Source organism: Dermabacter sp. HMSC08H10, assembly GCF_001807585.1.
In the GTDB taxonomy this organism is placed as follows: Bacteria; Actinomycetota; Actinomycetes; order Actinomycetales; family Dermabacteraceae; genus Dermabacter; species Dermabacter hominis.
Map to the genome: position 1 here is coordinate 149101 of NZ_KV789416.1, position 20933 is coordinate 170033.

Here is a 20933-nt window from a genome sequence, read left to right on the forward strand (position 1 = left end):
GGTTTGGTGCTGTGTCGGGCCGGGGGGCGCCGCCGAATCTTCATAAAGAGTGACGGCATTCGGGGGAGTCGAGGAGGGGCGGTGTTTCGGGGAGTTGGAAGGTGACGGCTTTTCGGGGAGGCGCGGGTCCTGCATGCTGCTTCTCCCCGGATCAGATCATGAAGAAAAGTAGGGTTTGGCGCTGTGCGGGGTCGGGGGCGCCGGCGAATCTTCATAACGAGTGACGGCATTTGGGGGAGTCGGAAGGTGACGGCATTTGGGGAATTGAGGAGGGGCGGTGTTTCGGGGAGTTGGAAGGTGACGGCTTTTCGGGAGAATTGGAAGGTGGCGGTGTTTCGGGGAAATGAGAAGGTGGCGCCACCTGGGGGAGTCCAGAAGGTGGCGCCACCTGGGGCATGGAGAAGAGGGTCGGCTCTAGACGAGGGTCCGCTTCGTTAGTCGCAGCTGCACGTCGGCACATTCCGCGACCCGCCTCGAGTGGGTCACAACGATCACGCACTTACCGGCTTTCGCCGCGCCCCGCAGAATCTCGATCACCTCTTCTGCCGTGTCCTCGTCGAGGTTGCCCGTCGGCTCGTCCGCGAGAATCACCGGCGCCTTCGACACGAGCGCACGCGCGATCGCAACGCGCTGCTGCTGCCCACCCGAAAGGCGAAGCACATTGCGGGTCGCTTCGTCCTTCGTGAGACCGAGATTTTCGAGGCTTTCGACGCCTGCCTTCTTATCCACGAGACGAAGGTTTTCGAGCGGAGTGAGGTAGTCAATCAGGTTGTAGTTCTGAAACACGAGAGAGATCTGCTCGCGGCGATGCTTCGAATACCCCGTCTGTGCAATATCGGTTCCGTTGAACCGCACCGTGCCACCGGTGGGCGCTTCAAGGCCCGCAAGGAGGCTCAACAGAGTGGATTTGCCCGCACCGGATGCGCCGACGATCGCGTAGAGCTTCCCGAGCTCAAAGGTTGTCGAGACGTCCTCGAGAACCCGGCCGCGAGACTGTTCGTAGGTGTAGCTGACGTGATCGAGGTGAAGAATGCTCATGATGTGCTCCTAGCTCATAGAGGCGAGAATTGACTTCGGGCTGCGCCGAAAAACAGGAATAAGAACCGCTGCGACAGCGATGGCGACGATGAGGGCGCCCACGCCAAGCGCAGCCAGGGCCGCGAGTGGACTCGCGGAAGGGGAGAGGACTTCGAGAACCGGGTCGTGAGAGCGGGCCAGGAGAGCCTCGCTCACGGTAGTCGTCGCGAGGAGCCCCAGCCCGAGTGCGAGCACCGCCGCGACGGCCACGAGCGCGCAAATCTCCGTGAGGAACTGGCGAAGGATGCTCCCCTTCGACCTGCCAAGGGAGAGCAGAATCCCGATCTCGTGAAGGCGGCCGCGCGCCCAAAAGGCGAGCACGAGCACGAGCACCGCAATGCTCACTGCGCTCAGTCCAAGAACGAGCCACGTGAGAAGGCGTTCTACGCCGGCGATCGAGGCAAGGACGGTACGAAACTGCGCCGAATTATCCTCGAGGCTCAGGTGAGGGCGGGCCTTATGCGCCTTCGCGAGGACAGCGGGAAGCGCCTCAGCGCTCGCGGTGCTGTATCGTGCGAGGGTCATCGACGCCGGGTCGGTCAGGGGCGACATGTCTTCGGCCGCGGCGAAAATACGGTTCTCGGCGGCGCCCGCAGGAAGGCCGGACGGATTCTCAGCGCGACCGCTAAAGATGCCGGTCACGACGAGTCGCACGAGCTTGCCGTCACGCACGAGCGTGAGCGCGCTTCCCACCGACAGGTGGTTCTTCGCGGCAAAGTCCTTGTGAACGAGGGCGCCGTGCGACGAAGACTTGAGGTGCTCGCCCTGCTCAAGCGTGAAAAGCTTGCCTTGAAACAGCGGATTCAACTGGGAATTAGTCGTCGCCGTCGCCGTCATTTCATTCGCGAACTCCGGGTCAAGCTGCACTGCTCCGGCCGCCGTGACGGGACGGTGACCTTTTGGTTTCACGAGAAGATCTGTCTCGTACGCACTTGAGGTTACGCCGGGAAGTTTCGCGAGAGCGTCGGCATCGGTGCGGGCGAGGCTGGCGTCGGAATTCTGCGCCGTGAAACCAGCCCCAACGTTCCGATCGATCGCGCCACTAATATCGCCCATCGTGGCGCGCACGCCTGATTGCGCCACAAGCCCCGTGAAAATCAAGGTCATGAGCAGGAGAAGAATGATGCTGCGTGCGGGGCGCCTGCGCAGTGAAAGCACGGCGAGGCGCACCGAAGAAAGGCCTCTCATTTGAGTGCCACCAAAAGCTTCTTCGGGGCCGTGCGAAGCATCGGGAGTGCGGCGAGCAGCACGCACACGATAATGACGACGGCCGCCGCGATCGCGACGTATGCAACATCCTGATTGCCGAGGCTAACGTGCAATGAATCGAGAGTCTTAAGTGCGCTCGACGATTCGAGATCGGCGCCGGCCTGCTGCCCGGGAGCAAAACCATTCTTCGCAGAAGAATTGACGCTTCCCAGCACCGAAGAGCCAATAGATTGCGCGATAAACGTGCTCACAAGATACGAGATCCCAATCGCTGGAATGGCGATGAGCCCAAGCTCCATCCAGTACTGGCGCAGCATTCCACCCTTGGTGGTGCCCACCGAAAGGAGCACACCCGTTTCCTTCTTGCGTTCCCCGAGCCAGAGGAACAGCATGAGGCTCAAAAGCGCGATGGCCAGGACGAACGTTGCGATTTTCGCGCCGTTCATGATCGAGCGAACGCCATCAACCGCACCGGTGATGCCCGCGAGATACTGCGTCGACGGGGCAAGCTGATAGTTGCGCCAGTCGATCCCAAGATGGCTCGCTTCCTCCGCGACCGTCTTGAGTTCGGCGCCCTTCTTCACGAAGAAGTTAGCGTCCTGATAAATCTCGGTCTTTGCCGTCCATCCGTAGAGCTCGCGAGTCGTGTTAAGATCCGTGAATAGCGTATTGGCGAAAAGCTCGCTGCGCTGGGCAACTGGCCTCGGGTTATTGCCCGAAAAAAGGCCGACGATTTCCGTTTTGACCTCGGTCGTGGACTTGTTCTGGTTATCCACATCGAATTGGTTGCCCTTCACGGTGATCTCATCGCCCACCTTGAGGCCATTTGCTTTCGCGAGATCCTCGTGAATGAGGGCCTTGTGCGAGTCCCCACTGCGCAGGTGGCGGCCTTGCGTGAGGGTGAGAGCCCCACCGCGGAAGCTATTTTCCAGCTCAGAGCCGTTCACGCCCCACACGTTGGCGGCGTTGCCGAACTGCTTTTCCTTTTGCTCGTCGTACTCGTTGTGGTCGAGCTTCTTGACGTTCGCGCCCACGAGGTCCGCCGTGACGTTCTGGCGCGCGACGTAGCTCTCGACGCGCTTGAGCTTCGCGATCTTCTCGATATCCGCACCCTTCACGGTGCCTGCGCCGCGGGGTGTTCCCTGATTGAACTGCGGGTTGTTTTGCAGAACGAAGCCCGCGCCCGTGCGCCGATCAACCTGCGCTCCCGCCGCATCGGCGGCGCGCGTCACCGAACCGGTCACCATGAGCGCCGACATCATCGCCGCGAAAATTCCCAAAATAATGAACGACTTGACGCGTTGACGTGAAACGTAGCGCCAGGCCCGGACGAAAAACGACACGGAACGATCCTTTCCAGAAGGCAACATAGGATGTTTGAGCCGACGCATAACAGCGTGCGGCAACGACGAATGAACCTAACGAAGCAGTCTGGAATGGTTCCCAGCTTGGGGTGGGAAACCCCGGTGAAAGTGGCATCCCCTCGGGGGAAACTCCGGGATTGAAACGGGTAAAAAGTCCCGAAATCTACTCGTTTTCTGCGAGAACGCGGGTAATCCCGGATCAATCCCCTAAAACGCCGCGGGGGAGTGAGCTGTGACTAGTCGAGGAAGCCTCGCAGAAGCGCCTCGGTTCCCGCGAGGTGCTCCTCCATCTCGACCGAGGCCACATCCGGCCGTCCGCGAAGAATGGCCTGGACGATCCTTTGATGCTGCTCGCACGAGTGCTCAATATTGGGCTGGAGCAGAGGGATCTGGTCAAGAAGCTCGTTGACCCGCATGCGGATATCGGCGAGAACCGGAACGAGGGAGGGAGCGTCAACGAGTTCCCCCATGAGTAGATGCAGGCGGGTGTCGTACTTGCGGTAGTCAGCCAGGTCGGCACCCTGGCATTCCTCGTGGGCGCGCCACAGCCGTTCGCGGCTTTCGCGTGAAAGCTCTTGGCGGGCGAGCCTGCGCACGATCCCCACCTCGACAACCGCCCGAAGGGCGAGAGTGTCGATGATGGACGCGACGCGACTCGAGGTCTCCGAAAGCGCGCTCGAGGTGGGAAGCGGATTCTTTGCGAACGTCCCGCCGTAACGGCCCCGTTTCGCTTCGAGGTAACCCGCCTCAACGAGAGCCGAGATGGCCTCGCGAACGGTGTCGCGCGAAACCCCGAGCATCGATGCGAGCTCGCGCTCCGGAGGAAGCTTTTCCCCCGGAGCAACGAGCCCAAGTTTGAGCGATTGAACAAGCCTGTGCACGGTCCCCTCGAAAGCGTTCGAGGCCGCCCCTGGCTTCAACAGAACCCAGGAGTTCAGCACGGGGGCGGGATCAGGCAGCTCAGTCATCGCTCAACATCTTGTCACACGCGTCGCGACGGCTCAGAGCGGCGTGACGTAGGCGGCGCTGAGACCACCGTCGACCAGGAACGTCGACGCCGTGATGAAGGAAGCGTCGTCACTCGCCAAGAACGCGACGGCCGCCGCAAGCTCCTTCGCGTCACCGAATCGCCCAACCGGAACGTGCACGAGTCGACGCTGAGCACGCTCCGGATCCTTGGCGAAAAGCTCCTGAAGCAGGGGAGTGGCGACGGGCCCCGGGCACAGGGCGTTGACGCGAATGCCCTGACGGGCGAACTGCACGCCGAGCTCGCGCGTCATCGCAAGCACCCCACCCTTGGAGGCCGTGTAGGAAATCTGCGAGGTCGCCGAGCCCATCACCGCCACGAAGCTAGCCGTGTTGATGATCGAACCGGACTGCTGCTTCGTCATGTGGCGAAGCGCTGCGCGCGAGCACAGGTAGACCGATTTCAGGTTGACGTCCTGCACCTTCTCCCACGCGGGAAGCTCGGTCGTCTCAATCGAATCGTCATCCGCGGGCGAAATCCCGGCGTTGTTGAACGCGATATCGACCGAGCCGTACACGCGAGCTGCTTCGTCGAACAAGTGGTTGACCTGCTCTTCGCTCGTGACGTTCGTTTCGACGAAGAGGCCGCCGACCTCCTTGGCAGCCGCCTCGCCGTTGGTCGCATCGAGATCGCCGATGACGACCGTGGCGCCTTCGGCCGCGAACCGGCGGGCGGTCGCAAGCCCAATACCGGAGCTGCCGCCCGTAATCACGGCGACCTTGCCCTTCAGGCGTTGGGTGAGATCAATCTTGTCGATAGTCGTCTCTGACATGTCAAAACCTTTCTACAAGGGGTGGATGATGGCTAGTCCTGCGCGAAAAAAACATTCTTGGTTTCGGTGAAGGCGAGGGGAGCGTCGGGCCCCTGTTCCCTGCCTAGACCGGACTGCTTGAACCCGCCGAACGGCGTGGAGTACCGCACCGACGAGTGGGAGTTGACGGAGAGGTTCCCCGCCTCGACCCCGCGCGACACGCGAAGCGCGCGGCCGATGTCACGAGTCCAGATCGAGCCCGAAAGCCCGTACTCGGTGTCGTTTGCGAGGGCGAGTGCATCGGCCTCGTCCTCGAACGGCAGCACGGTGACGACAGGGCCGAAAATCTCCTCGTGCACCGTTCGGTGCGTGCGTTCGGGCGTGAGCACGGTGGGCGGGAACCAGAAGCCGGGGCCCGACGGTGCACTCCCTCTAAAGGCGACAAGCGATTCGTCGTCCACGTATCCGGTGACCTTGTCGAGGTGGGCTTTCGCCACGAGCGGCCCCATTTCGGTGTCGTCCTTCGCGGGGTCACCAACCCGGAACGCTTTGACGGCGGGCTCGAAGAGCTCCATGAACTTCTCGCACACGGATTTTTCGACGAGGATCCGTGAGCGCGAGCAGCAATCCTGCCCGGCGTTGTCGAAAACCCCCGCGGGGGCTGCGGCGGCTGCCTTCTCGAGGTCGGAATCGGCAAACACGATGTTCGCGTTCTTTCCGCCGAGTTCGAGCGTGAGGGTCTTGACCTGTTCGGCGCAGCCACGCATGATCGTCTTCCCCGTTGACGTTGAGCCGGTGAACACGACTTTTCGCACGTCGGGATGCGTGACGAACCGGTTGCCGACGACCGATCCTTTGCCGGGAAGAACCGTGAGAAGGTCCTCGGGAAGGCCGGCCTCGAGGGCGAGCTCGGCAATGCGGATCGCCGTGAGCGGTGTCCATTCGGCAGGCTTGAGAACCACGGCGCAGCCCGCCGCGAGCGCGGGTGCGAAGCCCCACGCGGCGATTGGCATGGGGAAGTTCCACGGGGTGATGATGCCGACGACGCCTACCGCCTCATGGAACGTCACGTTCACGCCGCCCTCGACGGGAATCTGCTCGCCGATGAGCCGTTCGGGCGCTGCTGCGTAGTACTCGAGGACATTCGCAACGTTTTGCGCTTCCCACCGGGCTTGCCCAATGGGGTGGCCGGCATTGGCAACCTCGATCTGGGCGAGCTCCTCGTTGCGCTCGGCGACGATGCGGGCAAAACTCCGTAGAACCTGTGCTCGCGAGGCTGGAGCGGTGGCCGCCCAGCGCTTTTGTGCAACGACGGCCTTGGCGATGGCGTCGTCAGTTGCCTCGACGTCGACGAGCTCGATGCTGCGAATGAACTCCTCGGTCGCGGGGTTGATGATGTCGAACGTAGTCATGGGCGCTCCTTAGAGGTGTGGGGCGTGGCATTGACGAGGGCTTCGAAGAGTCTGCGGTCGTCGCTTTGTTGTTCGGGATGCCATTGGACGGCAAGGAAGAAGCCCCGGGCTGATGGTGACTCGAGGGCCTGGATGGTGCCGTCGGACGTGCGAGCGGTGACCGTGAGACCGCTGCCGACCTTCGCGACCGCCTGATGGTGGTACACGGGGATGTCGTGCGCGCTGCTGCCGAGGATGCTCGCGAGCGTCGAGCCTTCGGTGATCTCGATGTCCACCGAGCCGAACACGCCCGGGGCGGGCTGGTATCGATCCGAGCCCACGACGTCGGGCAGGTGCTGGATTAGCGTGCCCGAGTGGACGGTGTTGACGATCTGCATGCCGCGACAGATCGCGAGCACGGGCAACCCGGTGCTGCGTGCCGCCTCGTATAGAGCGATTTCCCACTCGTCGCGATCATCGCGCGGCGCCCCGGTCCTCTCGTGCGGCTGCTCGCCATACCGGGCCGGGTTGACGTCGGCCCCGCCCGCGAGGATGAGCCCGTCTAGGCGGGCGAGGACCTGGGCAGCGCGTTCATGTTCCGACGGTTGCGGAGGCAACAGGACTGGCACGCCTCCGGCATCGAGGACCGCCTGAAGGTAGGCCTCGTGCAGGAAGGATGCGCGCGTATCCCATACCCCGCACGTGGCAGGTTCGAGGTATGTCGAGATACCGATGATGGGTGCGCTAGCCACGTTCGAAGCCCCTCACGCGCTCCCAATCCGTGACGGCGGCATCGAACGCCTCGAGTTCGACCCGGGCAGCCCGCGTGTAGTGCTCAACGACGTCCTCGCCAAAGGCGGCATGGGCAATCTCGGAGTTCTCGAACAGGTCGGCGGCTTCGCGGAGCGTCGTCGGCACCCTCGGCTTGTCACTTTCGTAGCCGTTGCCCACGAGCTCCTCCTCGAGGGAGAGCTCGTTGTCGATGCCGTGGAGACCCGCGGCGATCATCGCGGCCATCGCGAGATATTGATTGACGTCGCCGCCGGGAATGCGGTTCTCGAAGCGCAGCGATTTGCCGTGGCCCACGACTCGGAAGGCACACGAGCGGTTGTCGAGGCCCCACGCGAGAGTGGTCGGTGCGAATGTGCCGGGCTGATAGCGCTTGTACGAGTTGATGTTGGGAGCGAACATGAGGGCGAGTTCGCGCGCAGCGGCGATCTGCCCCGCGAGGAACTGATCCATGATGACGCTGCGCCCGCCTTCGCGGGATTCATCGGCGAACACGGGGTTGTCGTCCTTGTCGCGCAGGCTCATGTGAATGTGGCACGAGTTGCCTTCGCGCTGGTTGAACTTCGCCATGAAGGTGATGGACTTGCCGTGCCTTTCGGCGATCTCCTTGGCGCCCGTGCGGTAGAGGCTGTGGTTGTCGCACGTGGTAAGCACGTCGTCGTAAAGGAAAGCGATCTCTTGCTGGCCGGGGTTGCATTCGCCTTTGACGCCCTCGCAGTACATGCCGGCCGCGTCCATGGAATTGCGGATGTCGCGAAGAAGCGGTTCGAGGCGAGTGGAGGCCTGAATGTCGTAGTCGGTGTTGTAGTCGCTTGCGGGGGTGAGGTCGTTGTAGCCCTTGGCCCACGCTTCACGGTAGGTGTCGTCGAAAATCAGGAATTCGAGTTCCGTCGCGCCCATGCACGTCCAGCCGCGCTCCTCGAGGCGAGCGCGCTGCTTCTTGAGGACACTGCGCGGGGCGGGGCCGACTTCCTCGCCCGAGGTCGTGAGGAGGTCCGCGGTGACCTGTGCGGAGCCCTCGATCCACGGGACCTGGCGCAGCGTGGCCAAGTCTGGCTTCATGACCATGTCGCCGTAGCCGCTCTTCCAGCTGGAGATCTTGTAGCCGTCCACAGTGTTGTTGTCGATGTCGACGGCGAGGAGGTAGTTGCAGCACTCGGCTCCGTGTTCGGCGACGGAGTCGAGAAAGAGGCGAGCGGAGATGCGCTTGCCTACGAGTCGGCCTTGCATGTCCGTGAATCCGAGAATCACGGTGTCGATATCGCCGGCGTGGATGCGGTTGGTGAGTTCTGAGAACGTCAGCATTCCTTCGTTGCCTGACATGGAAGCTCCTCATTGTGCTTCGGTGTGGCCTGGCGGGGCCCTTACGTGGCGATGCAAGCCATTGACTAAACATCGGTCTGGCAACCATTAGACCACACGATGTGAGCTATGCAACCCGAAAGTCTGGCAAAGTGCTGGGTGTTCCGGGTCGATTGTCTACAACTCATGCCAATAAATTTCTACAAAAGCGTGGAAATCCAACCATTAGGCGAGTAGTGTGGGGCAGCACACACGAGTCAACGTGGTCTCGTCACTACGGAAGGTATGCAATGGCTGATCAAAACGATCGTCAATCTCCTCAACGCACGGCAGCATCACCCGCCTCACCCTCCACGCAATCGGGGGAAGTCACCAAGGTCGGTGGCGTCACCTATCGAACGGCGGATACCGAATATTTTGAAAAACGTCAGCTCAAGCGCGCGGCCGGCATTTTCGGACTCTGGGGCCTCGCGGTCGGCGCGGTCGTTTCCGGTAACTTTTCCGGCTGGAACTTCGGCGTGGATTTCGCGGGCTTCGGCGGGATGCTCATCGCCTACGCGATTCTCATCGTCATGTACTACGGCCTCATCTTCTCGATCAACGAAATGGCCGCCGCCATGCCCCACACCGGAGGCGCGTACTCGTTCGCGAGAGCGGCCATGGGGCCCTATGCAGGCTTCGTGACGGGCCTTGCCGAAACGATCGAGTACGTCGCGACAACCGCCGTGATCGTCTACTTCTCCTCGGGTTACGCCGACGCGGTGGTATCGCAACTCCTTGGCGTTGACCTGCCAAAACCCGTGTGGTGGCTCATCCTTTACACGATCTTCGTGGTGCTGAACTCCTCGGGCGCAGCGGTATCGTTCAGGTTCGCCATTCTGGTGTCGATCATTTCGATCGTGATCCTGCTCGTCTTCAGTGCGATGGCGCTGTTCTCCGGGGCTTTCTCATGGGATTCACTCTTCAACATCGTTCCCGACGCGGGCGGTTCGGCCTTCTTGCCTCACGGTTTCCTCCCGATCCTGTTCGCTCTGCCCTTTGCCATGTGGTTCTTCCTCGGTATCGAGGAGCTGCCGCTCGCAGCCGAAGAGGCCCACAACCCCGTACGTGACATTCCCAAGGCGGCACTGTGGGCCCGCTTCACGCTCGTCGTTACCGGCCTTCTCGTGCTCGTTCTGAACACCGGCGTGCTCGGCGCGGAAACGACCGCCGGGGCAAGCGAACCGCTCCTCGACGGCTTCCGCGCGATCGTAGGCGACGGTCTCGCTGCCGTCCTCGCACTCTTCGCGCTCGTGGGCCTGCTTGCCTCACTTCAAGGCATCATGTTCGCCTACGGGCGCAACATGTATTCGCTCTCGCGTGCGGGCTACTACCCGAAGTTCCTCTCGCTCACGGGGCGCACGCAGACGCCGTGGGTTGCCCTTATCGCCGGCGCCGTCATCGGTTTTTGCGCCCTTGTGGGCGTCGATCTTGCCGGTGGCGAGGGCGGAATCGCCGGTGCGGTTGTTCTCAACATCGCTGCCTGGGGTGCCGTCGTCGCCTACCTCATGCAGATGGTGTCGTTCCTCGTGCTGCGCAAGCGATTCCCGAACGCGAAGCGTCCCTACAAATCGCCGTGGGGAAACTCTGGAGCGATCATCGCCGCCGTCATCTCCGCGCTCATCTTCCTGGGCTTCCTCCTCAACCCTGACTACCTGCCCGCGATCATCGCGATCATCGTGATCTACGCGGTCATGCTCATTACCTTCTGGCTATGGGGCCGCCACCGGCTGATTCTGAGCCCCGAAGAAGAGTACGCGCTCTCGGGAGGCCTCGACGTCGTGAACCTCGACGATCTCGTGGATGACGGTGAACGTGACGACCAGCCCGGTGAGAGCGAGGTAGCACCCGCTCGAGACTAGGCCTCAGCAGGCGTTTCTCATTCTTTCTTCATAGGAGAAGCGGCCCGGGGAAGCTCTGCGGCTTCCCCGGACCGCCCACGAGGTTCACGCGCGGTTAGAACCCGGTGCGCGTAGCCTTCGGGTAGTACTTCCGGAACTTCTGCACCTGGCGCAGACCCGAAGCGAGAGCGAAGCCCTTCATCCACGCACCCTCCGGGGCATAGCGGTAGGGGTTGTCCACGCCGTGGGCGCGAACGGCGGAATCGAGCTGAGCGCGCAGTTCGGGTTCGGTGACGTAGTGCTTCACGAGGCGCATGGGGAGGATCGAATAGAGGTGCTGCTCCTCGGCGCGCACACGCTCAAGGGGTGCGTTGTCGATGAGGTCCGCGACAATGTGCTCGGGGTAGGAGCCGCCTGCCGCGGTGACGTAGTGGTTGTTGCGTCCGAGCCGCGGATTGAGTTCGAGGAAGTAGGCCGTTCCGTTACGCGGGTCGACCTTGAGATCAACATTGGCGAAGCCGACGTAGTCCACGTGGTCGAGGAGTTTTTCGAACTGCGCGACGATCGCCCGGTGAGGACCGGTGAGCATCGCTGCGGGGCGGCCGAGCGCATCGGGCGTGTGCTCGCCCAGCAACACCTGCGCAGCGCATGTGAGCGTCACTTCGCCCGAGCGCGAGCGGTAGCCGGTGATGGAGTATTCGGATGTGTCGTCACCCTCGATGAGCTCCTGGAAGAGGAACCGCCCCGTGAAGCCAGCGTCCCCGAGCTTTGCCACGAGTTCCTTGTATTCGGCCTGCGACTTGAGCACGAATACTTTGCGCTTGCCGGGGAACTTGACGCGCGAATAATCGGCGGTGTTCGCGGGTTTGCCGATGATTGGGTAGGCCCACGGAAGCTGCTCGGGCGCGTCAAAATCGGCTTCGCCGTACCGGGAGAAGTCAACAACGGCCGTGGGAATCGTCGGAATGTCGAGCTCGTTGCACGCTTCTTGGAAGTGGGCCTTGTCGGCCAGCTTCGCGAGGGAAGCGGAATCAATTTGCGCGAGAAGGTAGTGCTCCTCGAGCTCGGCCCGGTACGTGTCGATGAAGGAAATGAACGAATCGGCATTCGCGAGCAAGAGCGTCGGTCGCTTGACGGGCTTGTCTTTCGCAAGCTGAACGAGCGCATCCTTGAGATCGCACTCGCTTGCCCCAGCACCGATAGCGACGTGAGCGCTTGTGACAGTGCGTTCGTTCATCGCGACAGGGGTGCGCATCACGGTGAGTGAACGCATGCCGTAGGCCTTGTGAAAGGCAATCGAGACGTTGAGCGAGTTGAGGCCCGCGCCGAGGATCACGACATCGAACTCCGTGCCGCCTTTGCTGATCCCCGGTGTGGGGCCGGGCTGGGAGACAGTGAGGTTCGAGATGGCCACGTGAAACGCCTTTCGCTGGGAAACATCCGGCGCTTGAGTTTATCGAACAGCAGTTTTGGTGCTCTCTGTTTGCTCGCACAAAGTGTTCGTAAAATTATTCAACGCTAAAAAAGTGGCGCCCTCGCGGGGCGCCCCTCTCCGAAGGAGTACCAATGAACGACAGCAGCCCCCTCGACAAGGTTAAAGATGCCGCGCAGTCCATCGCGGACACGGCGAAAGACAAGATTCCCGCAGGCGTTGATGCTGCAGCGGACGCCGTTGTTGACCTCGCCGCGAAGGCCGAGGAGAAGTTCCCTCAGGCCAAGGGTGTTACCGACAAGGTCGTTGACGTTGCGGGCGCCGCCCAAGACAAGGCCCACGAACTCGGCGATGGAGGCGATGGGGACTCGGCGGCGGCGCAGCACTGACGCGCTGCCGTTCCGGTTTATGAAGAAACTGGGCTGTTGGCCGGCTGTTGGGCCGGGGGCGGCTCAGTTTTTTCATGAAGTGCGACGGTGACTGGGGGAAAGACGGCTGGGGAGCTGTGCGACTGGGGGAGCTGGGCAGCTGGTGGAGCCCGGTGACTGGGGGAACTGGGGAACTGGCCAGATGGGGGCAGCTGGGAGAGCCGGGCCGCATGAAAAATTGCTGCCCGCAAACGCGAGCCGCGCCACTAGAAGCCTCGAATTGCTCCCGAGGGCGCGGGATGGGTGCTAGCCTTCCAACGGTTGTGCACGGACATGGACAGAGAGCCATGCGAGCACTTCATGTGATCCGGGTACAGCCATGCCTTTGTCCCGTTTTCACGTGAGGAATGTGCATGAGCACCACAGCGCCTGAGCGCCCCGCAACCACCCCCATTATCGCCGGCCCCTCAATCGACGAGACCGCAGTGACGGCCTCGGGGTCGGCCCCGATCGAAGCAAACGGCCACGACGCCGACTTCAGCTTCACCCCAGTTCCCGCATCCGCGCGCCACGGTTTTTGGGCCGTGGGCTTCGTGATGCTCGGATTTACTTTCTTCTCCGCCTCTATGAGCGTCGGCGCGAAGATCGGCAACGGTCTCGATCTTGGCGGCTTCGTCTGGGCCACGACGCTCGGCGGGCTCGTGCTCGCGATCTACACCGGTGGCCTCGCCTACCTTGGCGCGAAGACCGGCATGGGGCTTGACCTCCTCGCCCGTCGTGCCTTCGGCCGTCGCGGCTCGCTTTTGGCCTCCGCCCTCGTGGGCCTGACCCAGATGGGATGGTTCGGCGTGGGTGTTGCGATGCTGGGTATCCCCGTCGCCGAGCTCCTTCACATCAGCCCCTGGTGGATCGTGATCGTGGCCGGCGCCGCCATGACTGCTTCCGCCTACTTCGGGATGAAAGCGATCGAGGTCGTCTCCTTCATTTCCGTTCCTCTTATCGCGATCCTCGGCACGTACTCGATGGTCACGGCAACCAGCAAGGCCGGCGGTCTTGTCGAGGTGTTCGGTGGCGGGTCGATGCCGATCGTGACCGGCATCGGGATGGTCGTGGGTTCCTTCATTTCTGGCGGCACGGCGACCCCGAACTTCACGCGCTTTGCTCGCTCGGCGAAGGTTGCCGTCATCACGACGGTGATCGCGTTCTTCCTTGGCAACACCCTCATGTTCAGCTTCGGTGCGGTGGGCGGGGCGTTCACCGGCAAGGATGACATCTTCTACGTCATGATTGCCCAGGGTCTCGCGATTCCTGCGATTCTCGTGCTCGGCGCGAATATTTGGACGACCAACAACAACGCCCTGTACACCTCCGGCCTGGGCTTTTCGAACATCACGCGCGTGCGCACCCGACCCATGACTCTCATCGCGGGCATTTTCGGCACGGTGAGCGCGCTGTGGCTGTATGACAACTTCGTGGGCTGGCTGAGCTTCCTCAACGCGGCACTCCCGCCGATCGGTGCGATCCTCATCGCTGACTTCCTGGTGCGCAAGCACGCCTACCTCGACCCGAACGCGAAAGAGCAGACGATCGCTCCGCACGCGGTCATCGGCGTCATTGCTGGTGGTCTCGTGGGCTACTTCGTGCCGTGGGGCATCTCGGCGATCAACGCGGTTGCGGTCGCGATCGCCATTCACCTCGTGGGCGTAGCCTTGACGAAGCGCCGCTAAAAACACTTGTGGGTGCGGCGCGGTCGCCTCTCTCAGGTGGGTCGTGCCGCACTAGTTCCCCGGAGGGTCGCTCACGTGGGCGGCTTTACGTGCGGGGTGCTCGGCGGTTTTCACCCGCGCGGGTCACCCCGTTCCCTCACCTCAGTTCCCCCGCTCCAACAGAAAGGCTTCGCTGTGCTCATTCAGAACGTTTCCCTTCCGGGCCGCGAGGGCTTGGTTGACCTTCGCATTTCCGACGCTTGCTTCACCCACATCGAACCGAATCTCACCGCGGAGCCGGGCGAAGAGACATGGGACGCCGAGGGGCGCCTCGCGCTCCCGCCGTTTGTGGAGAGCCACATTCACCTCGACTCGGTTCTCACCGCGGGCGAGCCGAAGTGGAATATGAGCGGCACGCTTTTTGAGGGGATCGAGCGCTGGAGCGAGCGGAAGAAGACTCTGAGTGTTGAGGATGTCAAAACTCGCGTGCGCCGTGTCGCGCGTGACCAGGCGAGCTTCGGTGTGCAGTACGTGCGCACCCACGTGGATGTGACCGATCCCGAGCTCACGGCCCTTCGTGCGTTGCTTGAGCTTCGCGACGAGCTTGCCGACCTCATTACGCTCCAGATTGTGGCGTTCCCGCAGGAGGGTATCGATTCCTTCCCGAACGGCCGCGACCTCATGGTCAAGGCTGCTGATATGGGCGTCGATGCGATTGGCGCGATTCCTCACTTCGAGTTCACGCGCGAGTATTCGGTGGATTCCCTCAATTTCGCGTGCGAGCTTGCGCGTGATCGTGGCCTGCTCATGGATGTGCACTGCGATGAGATCGACGATGAGGCCTCGCGCGGCCTCGAGACTCTCGCGACGCGCGCCCTCGAGTTCGGCATGGGGGAGAAGGTCACCGCTTCGCACACGACCGCGATGCATTCCTATAACAACGCGTACTTCGTTCGTCTGCTTCGCCTGCTGACGATGAGCGGCATCAACTTCGTGTCAAACCCCATGGTGAACACGCATTTGCAGGGACGCATGGATACGTACCCGAAGCGCCGCGGCGTGACGCGCGTCAAGGAGCTCACGGAGGCCGGGATCAACGTGAGTTTCGGGACCGACGATATCCGCGACCCGTGGAACCCGCTCGGCACGGGGAATCTTCGTGACGTTGTGCTGAACGGCCTGTATGTCACGCAGATGATGGGCTATCCGCAGATCGCGGAGTCCTACAACTTCGTGACCCACAATGCGGCGCGCACCCTCCACCTCGACAACTACGGCATCGAGGTGGGCAACCCCGCGCGGTTTATCGTGCTCGATGCGCCGAACTGGGTTGAGGCGCTCAACTTCAATGCGCCCGTCGTTCGCTCCTACAGGGACGGCAAGCTTGTGGCGAAGACGGAGCCGGCAACCTGCGAGGTGTACTGGGGTCAGGCGTCCCCTCGGCTATATGTAGCCAACCTCTGAGAAGTACATTCGCGCGCGGTGCACGCCTCATCGCGACAAGGGAGGCGCTTAGGTCTGTATGGCAACAGAAGGCGTTCGAAAGGTCAATTGCGTTCGAATCGAACGATAGCTTTGTCGCGGAGTGGACGGACTACTCAAGGAGATTAAGGGAAATTGTAGGGGGTGCAGGGGGCGATGAGTAAGTCGGTTGTTCTAGATGGAGTGCGGCACGTTTTGTCAACACATTGGGAGCTGAGCCCTGGCGCGGAGCTAAGGTTTGTGCAGCACGAATCTGATTGGATCGGTAAGCTTACTGAAGCCGATCACGCGTGGACGGTCAGGGTTGCGATACAAAACGGGCGGATTGCCCGCTCTGACCGAGAGTTTACCGCCGAGGTAATGGACGCCATGTTAGGCGATCCTGGGGGCGGGCTTATAGGGCTGAAGAGAACTGCCTGCGGCGCCAGATATGTGAATGACGTGGTTGGCGATAGTCCTGTAACCGTGATGTGTAGCAGATGGATAGCTGGCCAGAATCTTGAGCGATGGGACACCGCCAGGGCGGTAGATGCCATGCGAGCCTTGGTTGAGGCGCAGAGACAATTACAGCGTAGCGTCGCTTTTGTAAAAGCCGCTAGGCCGATTGCCTATACTCCGTCAGCGGTTTTGGAACGAGCAAAGTGTGTGTTTTCCGGGGATGCGGCCTGGAATGTTGCGTTAGAGCGCCTTTCTGCCCGATTTGATGGGTGTCGCCTGCCAGAATGTGTCCCTATACATGGCGATCTGCATTTTGAAAATCTTATTTTGGTGGACAATGGGTCGTTGGCGATAATCGACTGGGGCGCGGCCGGCGTCGGCGATCCTTTGTACGATGCGGTTGCTTTTGCGGCTTCGCTAGTCCGGGCTGGTTACCAAACAGCTGCGAGGGAAGCTTTAGAAACCTACTTCCGCCTAGTAGACGGATCTAGACCGAGTGGTCAGTACCTGCAGGATCTGCTCTGTTTAAGGAAATTGGAGATAGCGACTCATTTGGCCGAAGTTGACAGGGATGGTTTTGCTCCGTCGCTACCTTGGGTCGGAGGGCGAATTAGCGGAATCCGGGCGGATCTAGCCGGTGATGCTGAGATTGAAATCGGACTGTGGTAGAGAAAGACGATCGCGACTCTGTAAGTGTTGCCGTGGTGTTTTCTTGCGACGATCGCTATGTTCCTGGTGTTCTTGCAGCAGTTCGGTCACTTAGAGATCACTCCAGTTGCCGAAACATTGACATCTTCGTGTTGCATGAGCGGCTGTCACGCGACTCGCGAGAGGTCCTGATTGAAGAAGGTCTGGCCCGGGCAACTGCCCGGGCCCTCCCTTGTGCGTCGTGCTGTTTAGTTCTTGCGCATGCGCACGACGGCGAAGATGCCGCCGCCGATCAGCGCGAGAGCGAGAACTGCCGTCGCGGCGATTTCGGCGCCCGTGCGAGGCATGAATCCCGAGATGCCGCGATCACTTCGCGAAGCATTCGTGGGTTTCGCGGGTGCCTGCTTCGAGGGGTCAGTCTTCGCGCCACCGGTGGGCTTGCCACCGTCGGAATCGTTGCCCTTCGGAGGCACTGCCGGGGCTGCAGCGTCATCGTCCTCACCCGTGCCAGGTGCCGTGCCATCGGTGGGCTCTGCCGGGGCGGGCACTGCGCCGTTGGTGGGCTCGGCCGGTGCGGGAGCCGGTGCGGAATCGGTGGGCTTCTTCTCTGGGGTTTCGTCGGAAGGCTCTTCGGGAGCGGCTTCCTTAAAGCTCACGCCCTCCATTTTCCACTCTTCTTTCGTGATCGTGAGCGGCTGGACGATCGCTTCGGGTGCCGGCTGAGGAATGCCGTTGTCGATCTTCACGCATTCGATCTGGAGGTTTGCCTTGCCCTCGGCGGCGACGTCCACGAAGCTCGCGTCGATCGGGTTGACGACCGTGCCGTCTTTTTCGAGAGAGTCGATACCCGACATGACCACGCGGGTAGCCTTCTCGCTTTCACCCTGGACGAAGACGGTGCGGGCGCCGTCAACGTAGGGCTCTTCGCACTTCACGCGAGATTTCACGGTGTAGGTGAAGGGGTCTGCATCGAGTGCGCCATGTGCCTGGACGCCCTCGGCATTCTCAATCGTGGCCGTCACGGAATCGTCGAGGGTGACCTCGGTTGCCGCTGCGGCAACTTGGGGGAGGGCGAGGAGCGCAGCGGCGCCGGCGAGGGCAGCTGAGCGGCGGAGCGAGAGGGAGAGCTGCATGGTTCTACACGTTCCTTGGGGCGCGGGGAGTGGGTTAGCGAGGACAACTGTGACAGGCCTTAGTGAACGAGGGGTAACTAGATGGTGTCAGAATTCGCCCCCAAGTCGTTACTCGCCATTCACTTCCTCCCTCTAGCGTTCTGATTGGTCTTCCCGACGCCCTGAGAGAAAGATTCCCCATGACCGAGCTTCGCTCCCCCCAAGCCTCCTCGCTCGCCCCGAGCCGACGCACCGTGCTCCGCGGCAGCGTTGCCGCCGGTGCCCTCGGTGCCGCCGCGGCCGCAACCACCGGCTCCGCTATCGCCGAAGAAACCCCCGTGACCACCACCGACGCGGCCGAAGGCACGGACCTCGCGCCTGCCGAGACCGGTCTTGAATGGCTCGTCGTTGACCACCACGTGCACTCGCTCTACAGCCACGACGCGAAGTACACGATGGAAATGATCATGGACAAGGCCGAAGAGTTCGGCGTGGACGTCATCGCCTTCACCGAGCACTCGAACTGGGGCCATGCCAACGAAGGTGGCGTGTGGGAGGCGAACCGCCTCATCCGCAAGGCGCGCGATGAACGTAAGCTCATGGTCCTTCAGGGCATCGAGTGGTACATCCCCGCGGCTGAGCACTGCACCGTTCTCGTCGCCCCCGGCATCAACGAAGCGCGCGTCCTGCGCACGTTCGAGCTCGCGTTCGACGGCAAGCTCAACGGCTGGGAGAAGCCCGAACTCGGCTCAGAAAAAGAGACCTTCCAGCAGGAGAAGGCATGCGAGGCCATCGCGTGGCTCGGCCAGCAGAAGCGCGAAGGCTTCATCGATGACGCGATCGTGATCGCGAACCACCCGAGCCGCTACTGCATCGACTCGCCGCTCGAGCTTCGCGCGTGGCACGACGCGGACCCCGACATTTACCTCGGTATGGAAGGCGCCCCCGGTGCCCAGGGCTCGGCTTTCGGCCTCAATCGCGACCCGAAGTTCCAGCGCGGCGAATACGAGAACAGCCGCCGCAAGGACTCGTACCCGCACTACCCCGACGAAGCCTTCCGCACGCGCGGCGGCTTCGACTACCTCACCTCGGTCGTGGGTGGCATGTGGGACTCGCTGCTCTCTGAGGGCCGCCGCTACTGGATCACCTCGAATTCCGACTTCCACCTCAAGACCCACGACACCTACCGCGTGGGCGACTACCCGAAGGGTGACGGCTGGGAGGAAGGTGCGAGCCTCGGCAATTTCAACCGCGCGGGTCGCCGCCCCGTTCCCGTCAACACGAACGAAGCTCAGGGCGGAAGCGACTACTGGCCCGGCCAGTTCTCCCGCACGCACGTGGGCGCCACGAGCCGCTCCTACGAGGCGGTCATGGAGGCCATGCGCGCCGGCCGCATCTGGATTGAGCACGGTCACCTCATCTCCGGTCTCGAGGTCGTTCTCTTCGCGAAGGACGACAGCGCCGAGCCCGTGACTCTCGGTGACACCCTCAAGGTCAAGGTCGGCACCGAGCTTGGCCTGCGCGTGAGCGTGACGCCCACGACCAAGGAAAACTCCGCTGGGATCCTCCCGGAGCTCGCGCACATCGACCTCATCCGCGGCCTTATCACTGGCCCGGTCGAGGACGTCAACACGACGACGACCCCTCACACCAAGGTCGTTGAGCGCAAGGACACCGCGGGCCACGGGCTTGAGAAGTTCACGGTCGAATTCGACCTCGGCGCCGTCGAGGAAAGCGGCTACATTCGCCTGCGCGGAAGCGATGGCAAGCGCTCGGGTGTGGGCCCGATGGGCAGCGATGTTGATCCGGCCGGCCCGATTCCCCACGGTGGCGAGAACGGCGCAGGAAGCCCGTGGATCGACACGTGGATGTACACCAACCCGATCTTCTTCGAGGTCGAGTGATCACGGTTTCGTGAACACGAGTGGGGCCGGTTTCGCGGGGGTTATGCCCCGCGGAATCGAGCCTCTTTCCCATTGCCCGCCCAGGACACACACCGCATGAAAGGACACCCTGCATGGCCCTCAACCGTCGGACCTTCCTGACCGCAGCCGCCGCGACCGCCGCGAGTGCCGCAGCCCTCGCGCCCGCGAGCGCGTCACCGCTTTTTGAGCGCGACGAGAACGACCCCCCGCGCCTTCTCGACGACCCCTTCGATGCGCGCCTGAAGAATCCCGCGCCCGAGGGGTGGGCGCCGAAGAGCCCGCTTGCTCGCGCTCACGCCCACAACGATTACCTGCACACGCACCCGCTGTGGGATGCGCTTGCGCAGGGCTTTTGCTCGGTTGAGGCGGACGTGTGGTTTGAGGGCGGGCAGATCCTGCTTGGCCACACCCGCCTCGGCACGGCAAGCGGCCGCTCCCTCGAGGAGTTCTACGTGAAGCCGCTCGCGGCGCTCGTGCGCTCCAACGGCGGTCACGTGTTCCCGGGCTACGACGGTCCGTTCCAGCTCCTCATCGACATTAAGGACCAGGGGGAGAAGCAGCTTCCCGCGATCGAGAAGCTGCTTGCGCCCTACAGCGACGTGTTCTGGCACGTGGATCGCTGCGGCACCGTCGTCGAGAATCCCGTGCGCGTGGTGTACACGGGAGGTCGCCCGTACGATCTCATCAAGGACAACCCGGTGCGGTTCGGCTCGGCCGACGGCCACAAGGGTGACCTCGGCGGTGAGATCAGCTCGCTCGACATGCCACTCATCTCGGAGGATTGGGAGACGTGGGGCTGGCAGGGCTTCGGTGAGCGCCCGGAGGATCAGTTCCGTTCACTCAAGGAGTTTTCCGACGGTGCCCACGCGATCGGCGCGCGCTCGCGCCTGTGGGGTGTTCCCGAGCTTCTGCCCAAGCGTCGCGAGATCCTGTGGCAGATGCAGCTCGATGCGGGCATCGACGTCGTGGGCGCCGATGACCTCGCTGAGCTGCGCGCGTTCCTGCTCGAGCGCGGCGCCGCCTAAGGAATAA

The 20933-nt window shown here is 62.4% G+C and carries 17 protein-coding genes; 7 read left to right on the forward strand and 10 right to left on the reverse strand.

Going from position 1 to position 20933, the window contains the following annotated elements; translation table 11 throughout:
• Window positions 1-414: 414 nt before the first annotated feature.
• From HMPREF3176_RS01830 to HMPREF3176_RS01865, 8 genes are all read right to left on the reverse strand, one after another.
• On the reverse strand, window positions 415-1038 hold the full coding sequence (locus HMPREF3176_RS01830) for an ABC transporter ATP-binding protein (RefSeq protein WP_070457725.1): 624 nt from the start codon (window positions 1036-1038) through the stop codon (window positions 415-417).
• 9 nt (window positions 1039-1047) lie between these two features.
• A complete protein-coding gene (locus tag HMPREF3176_RS01835) occupies window positions 1048-2265 on the reverse strand; it encodes an ABC transporter permease (protein ID WP_083286179.1) in 1218 nt (405 codons plus the stop codon).
• On the reverse strand, window positions 2262-3629 hold the full coding sequence (locus HMPREF3176_RS01840; RefSeq protein WP_070457727.1) for an ABC transporter permease: 1368 nt from the start codon (window positions 3627-3629) through the stop codon (window positions 2262-2264). Before HMPREF3176_RS01840 ends, HMPREF3176_RS01835 begins: the two co-directional genes overlap by 4 nt.
• Before the next feature lie 257 nt (window positions 3630-3886).
• Window positions 3887-4618 carry a FadR/GntR family transcriptional regulator gene (locus HMPREF3176_RS01845; protein ID WP_016663592.1) on the reverse strand — a complete coding sequence of 244 codons (732 nt, stop codon included), beginning with the start codon at window positions 4616-4618 and terminating at the stop codon, window positions 3887-3889.
• Between the two features lie 33 nt (window positions 4619-4651).
• Window positions 4652-5449 (reverse strand): 3-oxoacyl-ACP reductase, encoded by a 798-nt coding sequence (locus tag HMPREF3176_RS01850; protein WP_034371421.1) that lies wholly within the window; start codon window positions 5447-5449, stop codon window positions 4652-4654.
• Window positions 5450-5481: 32 nt separating this feature from the next.
• Entirely contained in the window at window positions 5482-6840 is a 1359-nt protein-coding gene (locus HMPREF3176_RS01855; RefSeq protein ID WP_070457729.1) for an aldehyde dehydrogenase family protein, read from the reverse strand.
• Complete coding sequence (locus HMPREF3176_RS01860; protein ID WP_070457731.1) at window positions 6837-7571, reverse strand: gamma-glutamyl-gamma-aminobutyrate hydrolase family protein; 735 nt, start codon at window positions 7569-7571, stop codon at window positions 6837-6839. The genes HMPREF3176_RS01855 and HMPREF3176_RS01860 overlap by 4 nt, the downstream gene beginning before the upstream one ends.
• Window positions 7564-8931 (reverse strand): glutamine synthetase family protein, encoded by a 1368-nt coding sequence (locus tag HMPREF3176_RS01865; RefSeq protein ID WP_070457733.1) that lies wholly within the window; start codon window positions 8929-8931, stop codon window positions 7564-7566. Before HMPREF3176_RS01865 ends, HMPREF3176_RS01860 begins: the two co-directional genes overlap by 8 nt.
• Window positions 8932-9200: 269 nt before the next feature.
• Here HMPREF3176_RS01865 and HMPREF3176_RS01870 point away from each other — a divergent pair, with 269 nt between their 5' ends.
• Window positions 9201-10811, forward strand: a complete 1611-nt coding sequence (locus HMPREF3176_RS01870) for an amino acid permease (protein WP_070457735.1) — start codon at window positions 9201-9203, stop codon at window positions 10809-10811.
• A gap of 94 nt (window positions 10812-10905) precedes the next feature.
• Here the strand turns inward: HMPREF3176_RS01870 and HMPREF3176_RS01875 are convergent, their stop codons facing one another.
• Window positions 10906-12204 (reverse strand): carboxylate--amine ligase, encoded by a 1299-nt coding sequence (locus tag HMPREF3176_RS01875; protein ID WP_083286181.1) that lies wholly within the window; start codon window positions 12202-12204, stop codon window positions 10906-10908.
• Between the two features lie 152 nt (window positions 12205-12356).
• Here HMPREF3176_RS01875 and HMPREF3176_RS01880 point away from each other — a divergent pair, with 152 nt between their 5' ends.
• The 4 genes from HMPREF3176_RS01880 (at window position 12357) to HMPREF3176_RS10515 (ending at window position 16885) form a co-directional block, all read left to right on the forward strand.
• Window positions 12357-12611 (forward strand): hypothetical protein, encoded by a 255-nt coding sequence (locus tag HMPREF3176_RS01880; protein ID WP_070457736.1) that lies wholly within the window; start codon window positions 12357-12359, stop codon window positions 12609-12611.
• 392 nt (window positions 12612-13003) lie between these two features.
• Window positions 13004-14317: a cytosine permease gene (gene codB / locus HMPREF3176_RS01885; RefSeq protein ID WP_083286182.1), complete on the forward strand. Its 1314-nt coding sequence runs from the start codon at window positions 13004-13006 to the stop codon at window positions 14315-14317.
• Between the two features lie 174 nt (window positions 14318-14491).
• Entirely contained in the window at window positions 14492-15760 is a 1269-nt protein-coding gene (gene codA, locus HMPREF3176_RS01890; protein ID WP_070457738.1) for a cytosine deaminase, read from the forward strand.
• Window positions 15761-16246: 486 nt separating this feature from the next.
• On the forward strand, window positions 16247-16885 hold the full coding sequence (locus HMPREF3176_RS10515) for a phosphotransferase family protein (protein WP_256365627.1): 639 nt from the start codon (window positions 16247-16249) through the stop codon (window positions 16883-16885).
• A 227-nt stretch (window positions 16886-17112) separates the two neighbouring features.
• On the opposite strand, the gene HMPREF3176_RS01900 is transcribed toward HMPREF3176_RS10515, so the two are convergent.
• Entirely contained in the window at window positions 17113-17997 is an 885-nt protein-coding gene (locus tag HMPREF3176_RS01900; protein WP_070457741.1) for a hypothetical protein, read from the reverse strand.
• Window positions 17998-18176: 179 nt separating this feature from the next.
• On the opposite strand from HMPREF3176_RS01900, the gene HMPREF3176_RS01905 reads away from it, so the two are divergent.
• Both HMPREF3176_RS01905 and HMPREF3176_RS01910 read left to right on the forward strand, forming a co-directional pair.
• The gene (locus tag HMPREF3176_RS01905; protein WP_070457743.1) at window positions 18177-19880 is read left to right on the forward strand and encodes a PHP domain-containing protein; all 1704 of its coding nucleotides are present in this window, start codon (window positions 18177-18179) and stop codon (window positions 19878-19880) included.
• Window positions 19881-19993: 113 nt separating this feature from the next.
• Window positions 19994-20926, forward strand: a complete 933-nt coding sequence (locus HMPREF3176_RS01910; RefSeq protein ID WP_083286183.1) for a PI-PLC domain-containing protein — start codon at window positions 19994-19996, stop codon at window positions 20924-20926.
• Window positions 20927-20933 lie beyond the last annotated feature (7 nt).

Coding starts and splice junctions, on each gene's coding strand:
- codB (WP_083286182.1), top strand. CDS start 13,004: ATGAGCACCACAGCGCCTGAGCGCCCCGCAACCACCCCCATTATCGCC.
- HMPREF3176_RS01850 (WP_034371421.1), bottom strand. CDS start 5,449: ATGTCAGAGACGACTATCGACAAGATTGATCTCACCCAACGCCTGAAG.
- HMPREF3176_RS01845 (WP_016663592.1), bottom strand. CDS start 4,618: ATGACTGAGCTGCCTGATCCCGCCCCCGTGCTGAACTCCTGGGTTCTG.
- HMPREF3176_RS01835 (WP_083286179.1), bottom strand. CDS start 2,265: ATGAGAGGCCTTTCTTCGGTGCGCCTCGCCGTGCTTTCACTGCGCAGG.
- HMPREF3176_RS01880 (WP_070457736.1), top strand. CDS start 12,357: ATGAACGACAGCAGCCCCCTCGACAAGGTTAAAGATGCCGCGCAGTCC.
- HMPREF3176_RS01865 (WP_070457733.1), bottom strand. CDS start 8,931: ATGTCAGGCAACGAAGGAATGCTGACGTTCTCAGAACTCACCAACCGC.
- HMPREF3176_RS01870 (WP_070457735.1), top strand. CDS start 9,201: ATGGCTGATCAAAACGATCGTCAATCTCCTCAACGCACGGCAGCATCA.
- HMPREF3176_RS01855 (WP_070457729.1), bottom strand. CDS start 6,840: ATGACTACGTTCGACATCATCAACCCCGCGACCGAGGAGTTCATTCGC.
- HMPREF3176_RS01900 (WP_070457741.1), bottom strand. CDS start 17,997: ATGCAGCTCTCCCTCTCGCTCCGCCGCTCAGCTGCCCTCGCCGGCGCC.
- HMPREF3176_RS01830 (WP_070457725.1), bottom strand. CDS start 1,038: ATGAGCATTCTTCACCTCGATCACGTCAGCTACACCTACGAACAGTCT.
- HMPREF3176_RS10515 (WP_256365627.1), top strand. CDS start 16,247: ATGTGTAGCAGATGGATAGCTGGCCAGAATCTTGAGCGATGGGACACC.
- HMPREF3176_RS01910 (WP_083286183.1), top strand. CDS start 19,994: ATGGCCCTCAACCGTCGGACCTTCCTGACCGCAGCCGCCGCGACCGCC.
- HMPREF3176_RS01905 (WP_070457743.1), top strand. CDS start 18,177: ATGACCGAGCTTCGCTCCCCCCAAGCCTCCTCGCTCGCCCCGAGCCGA.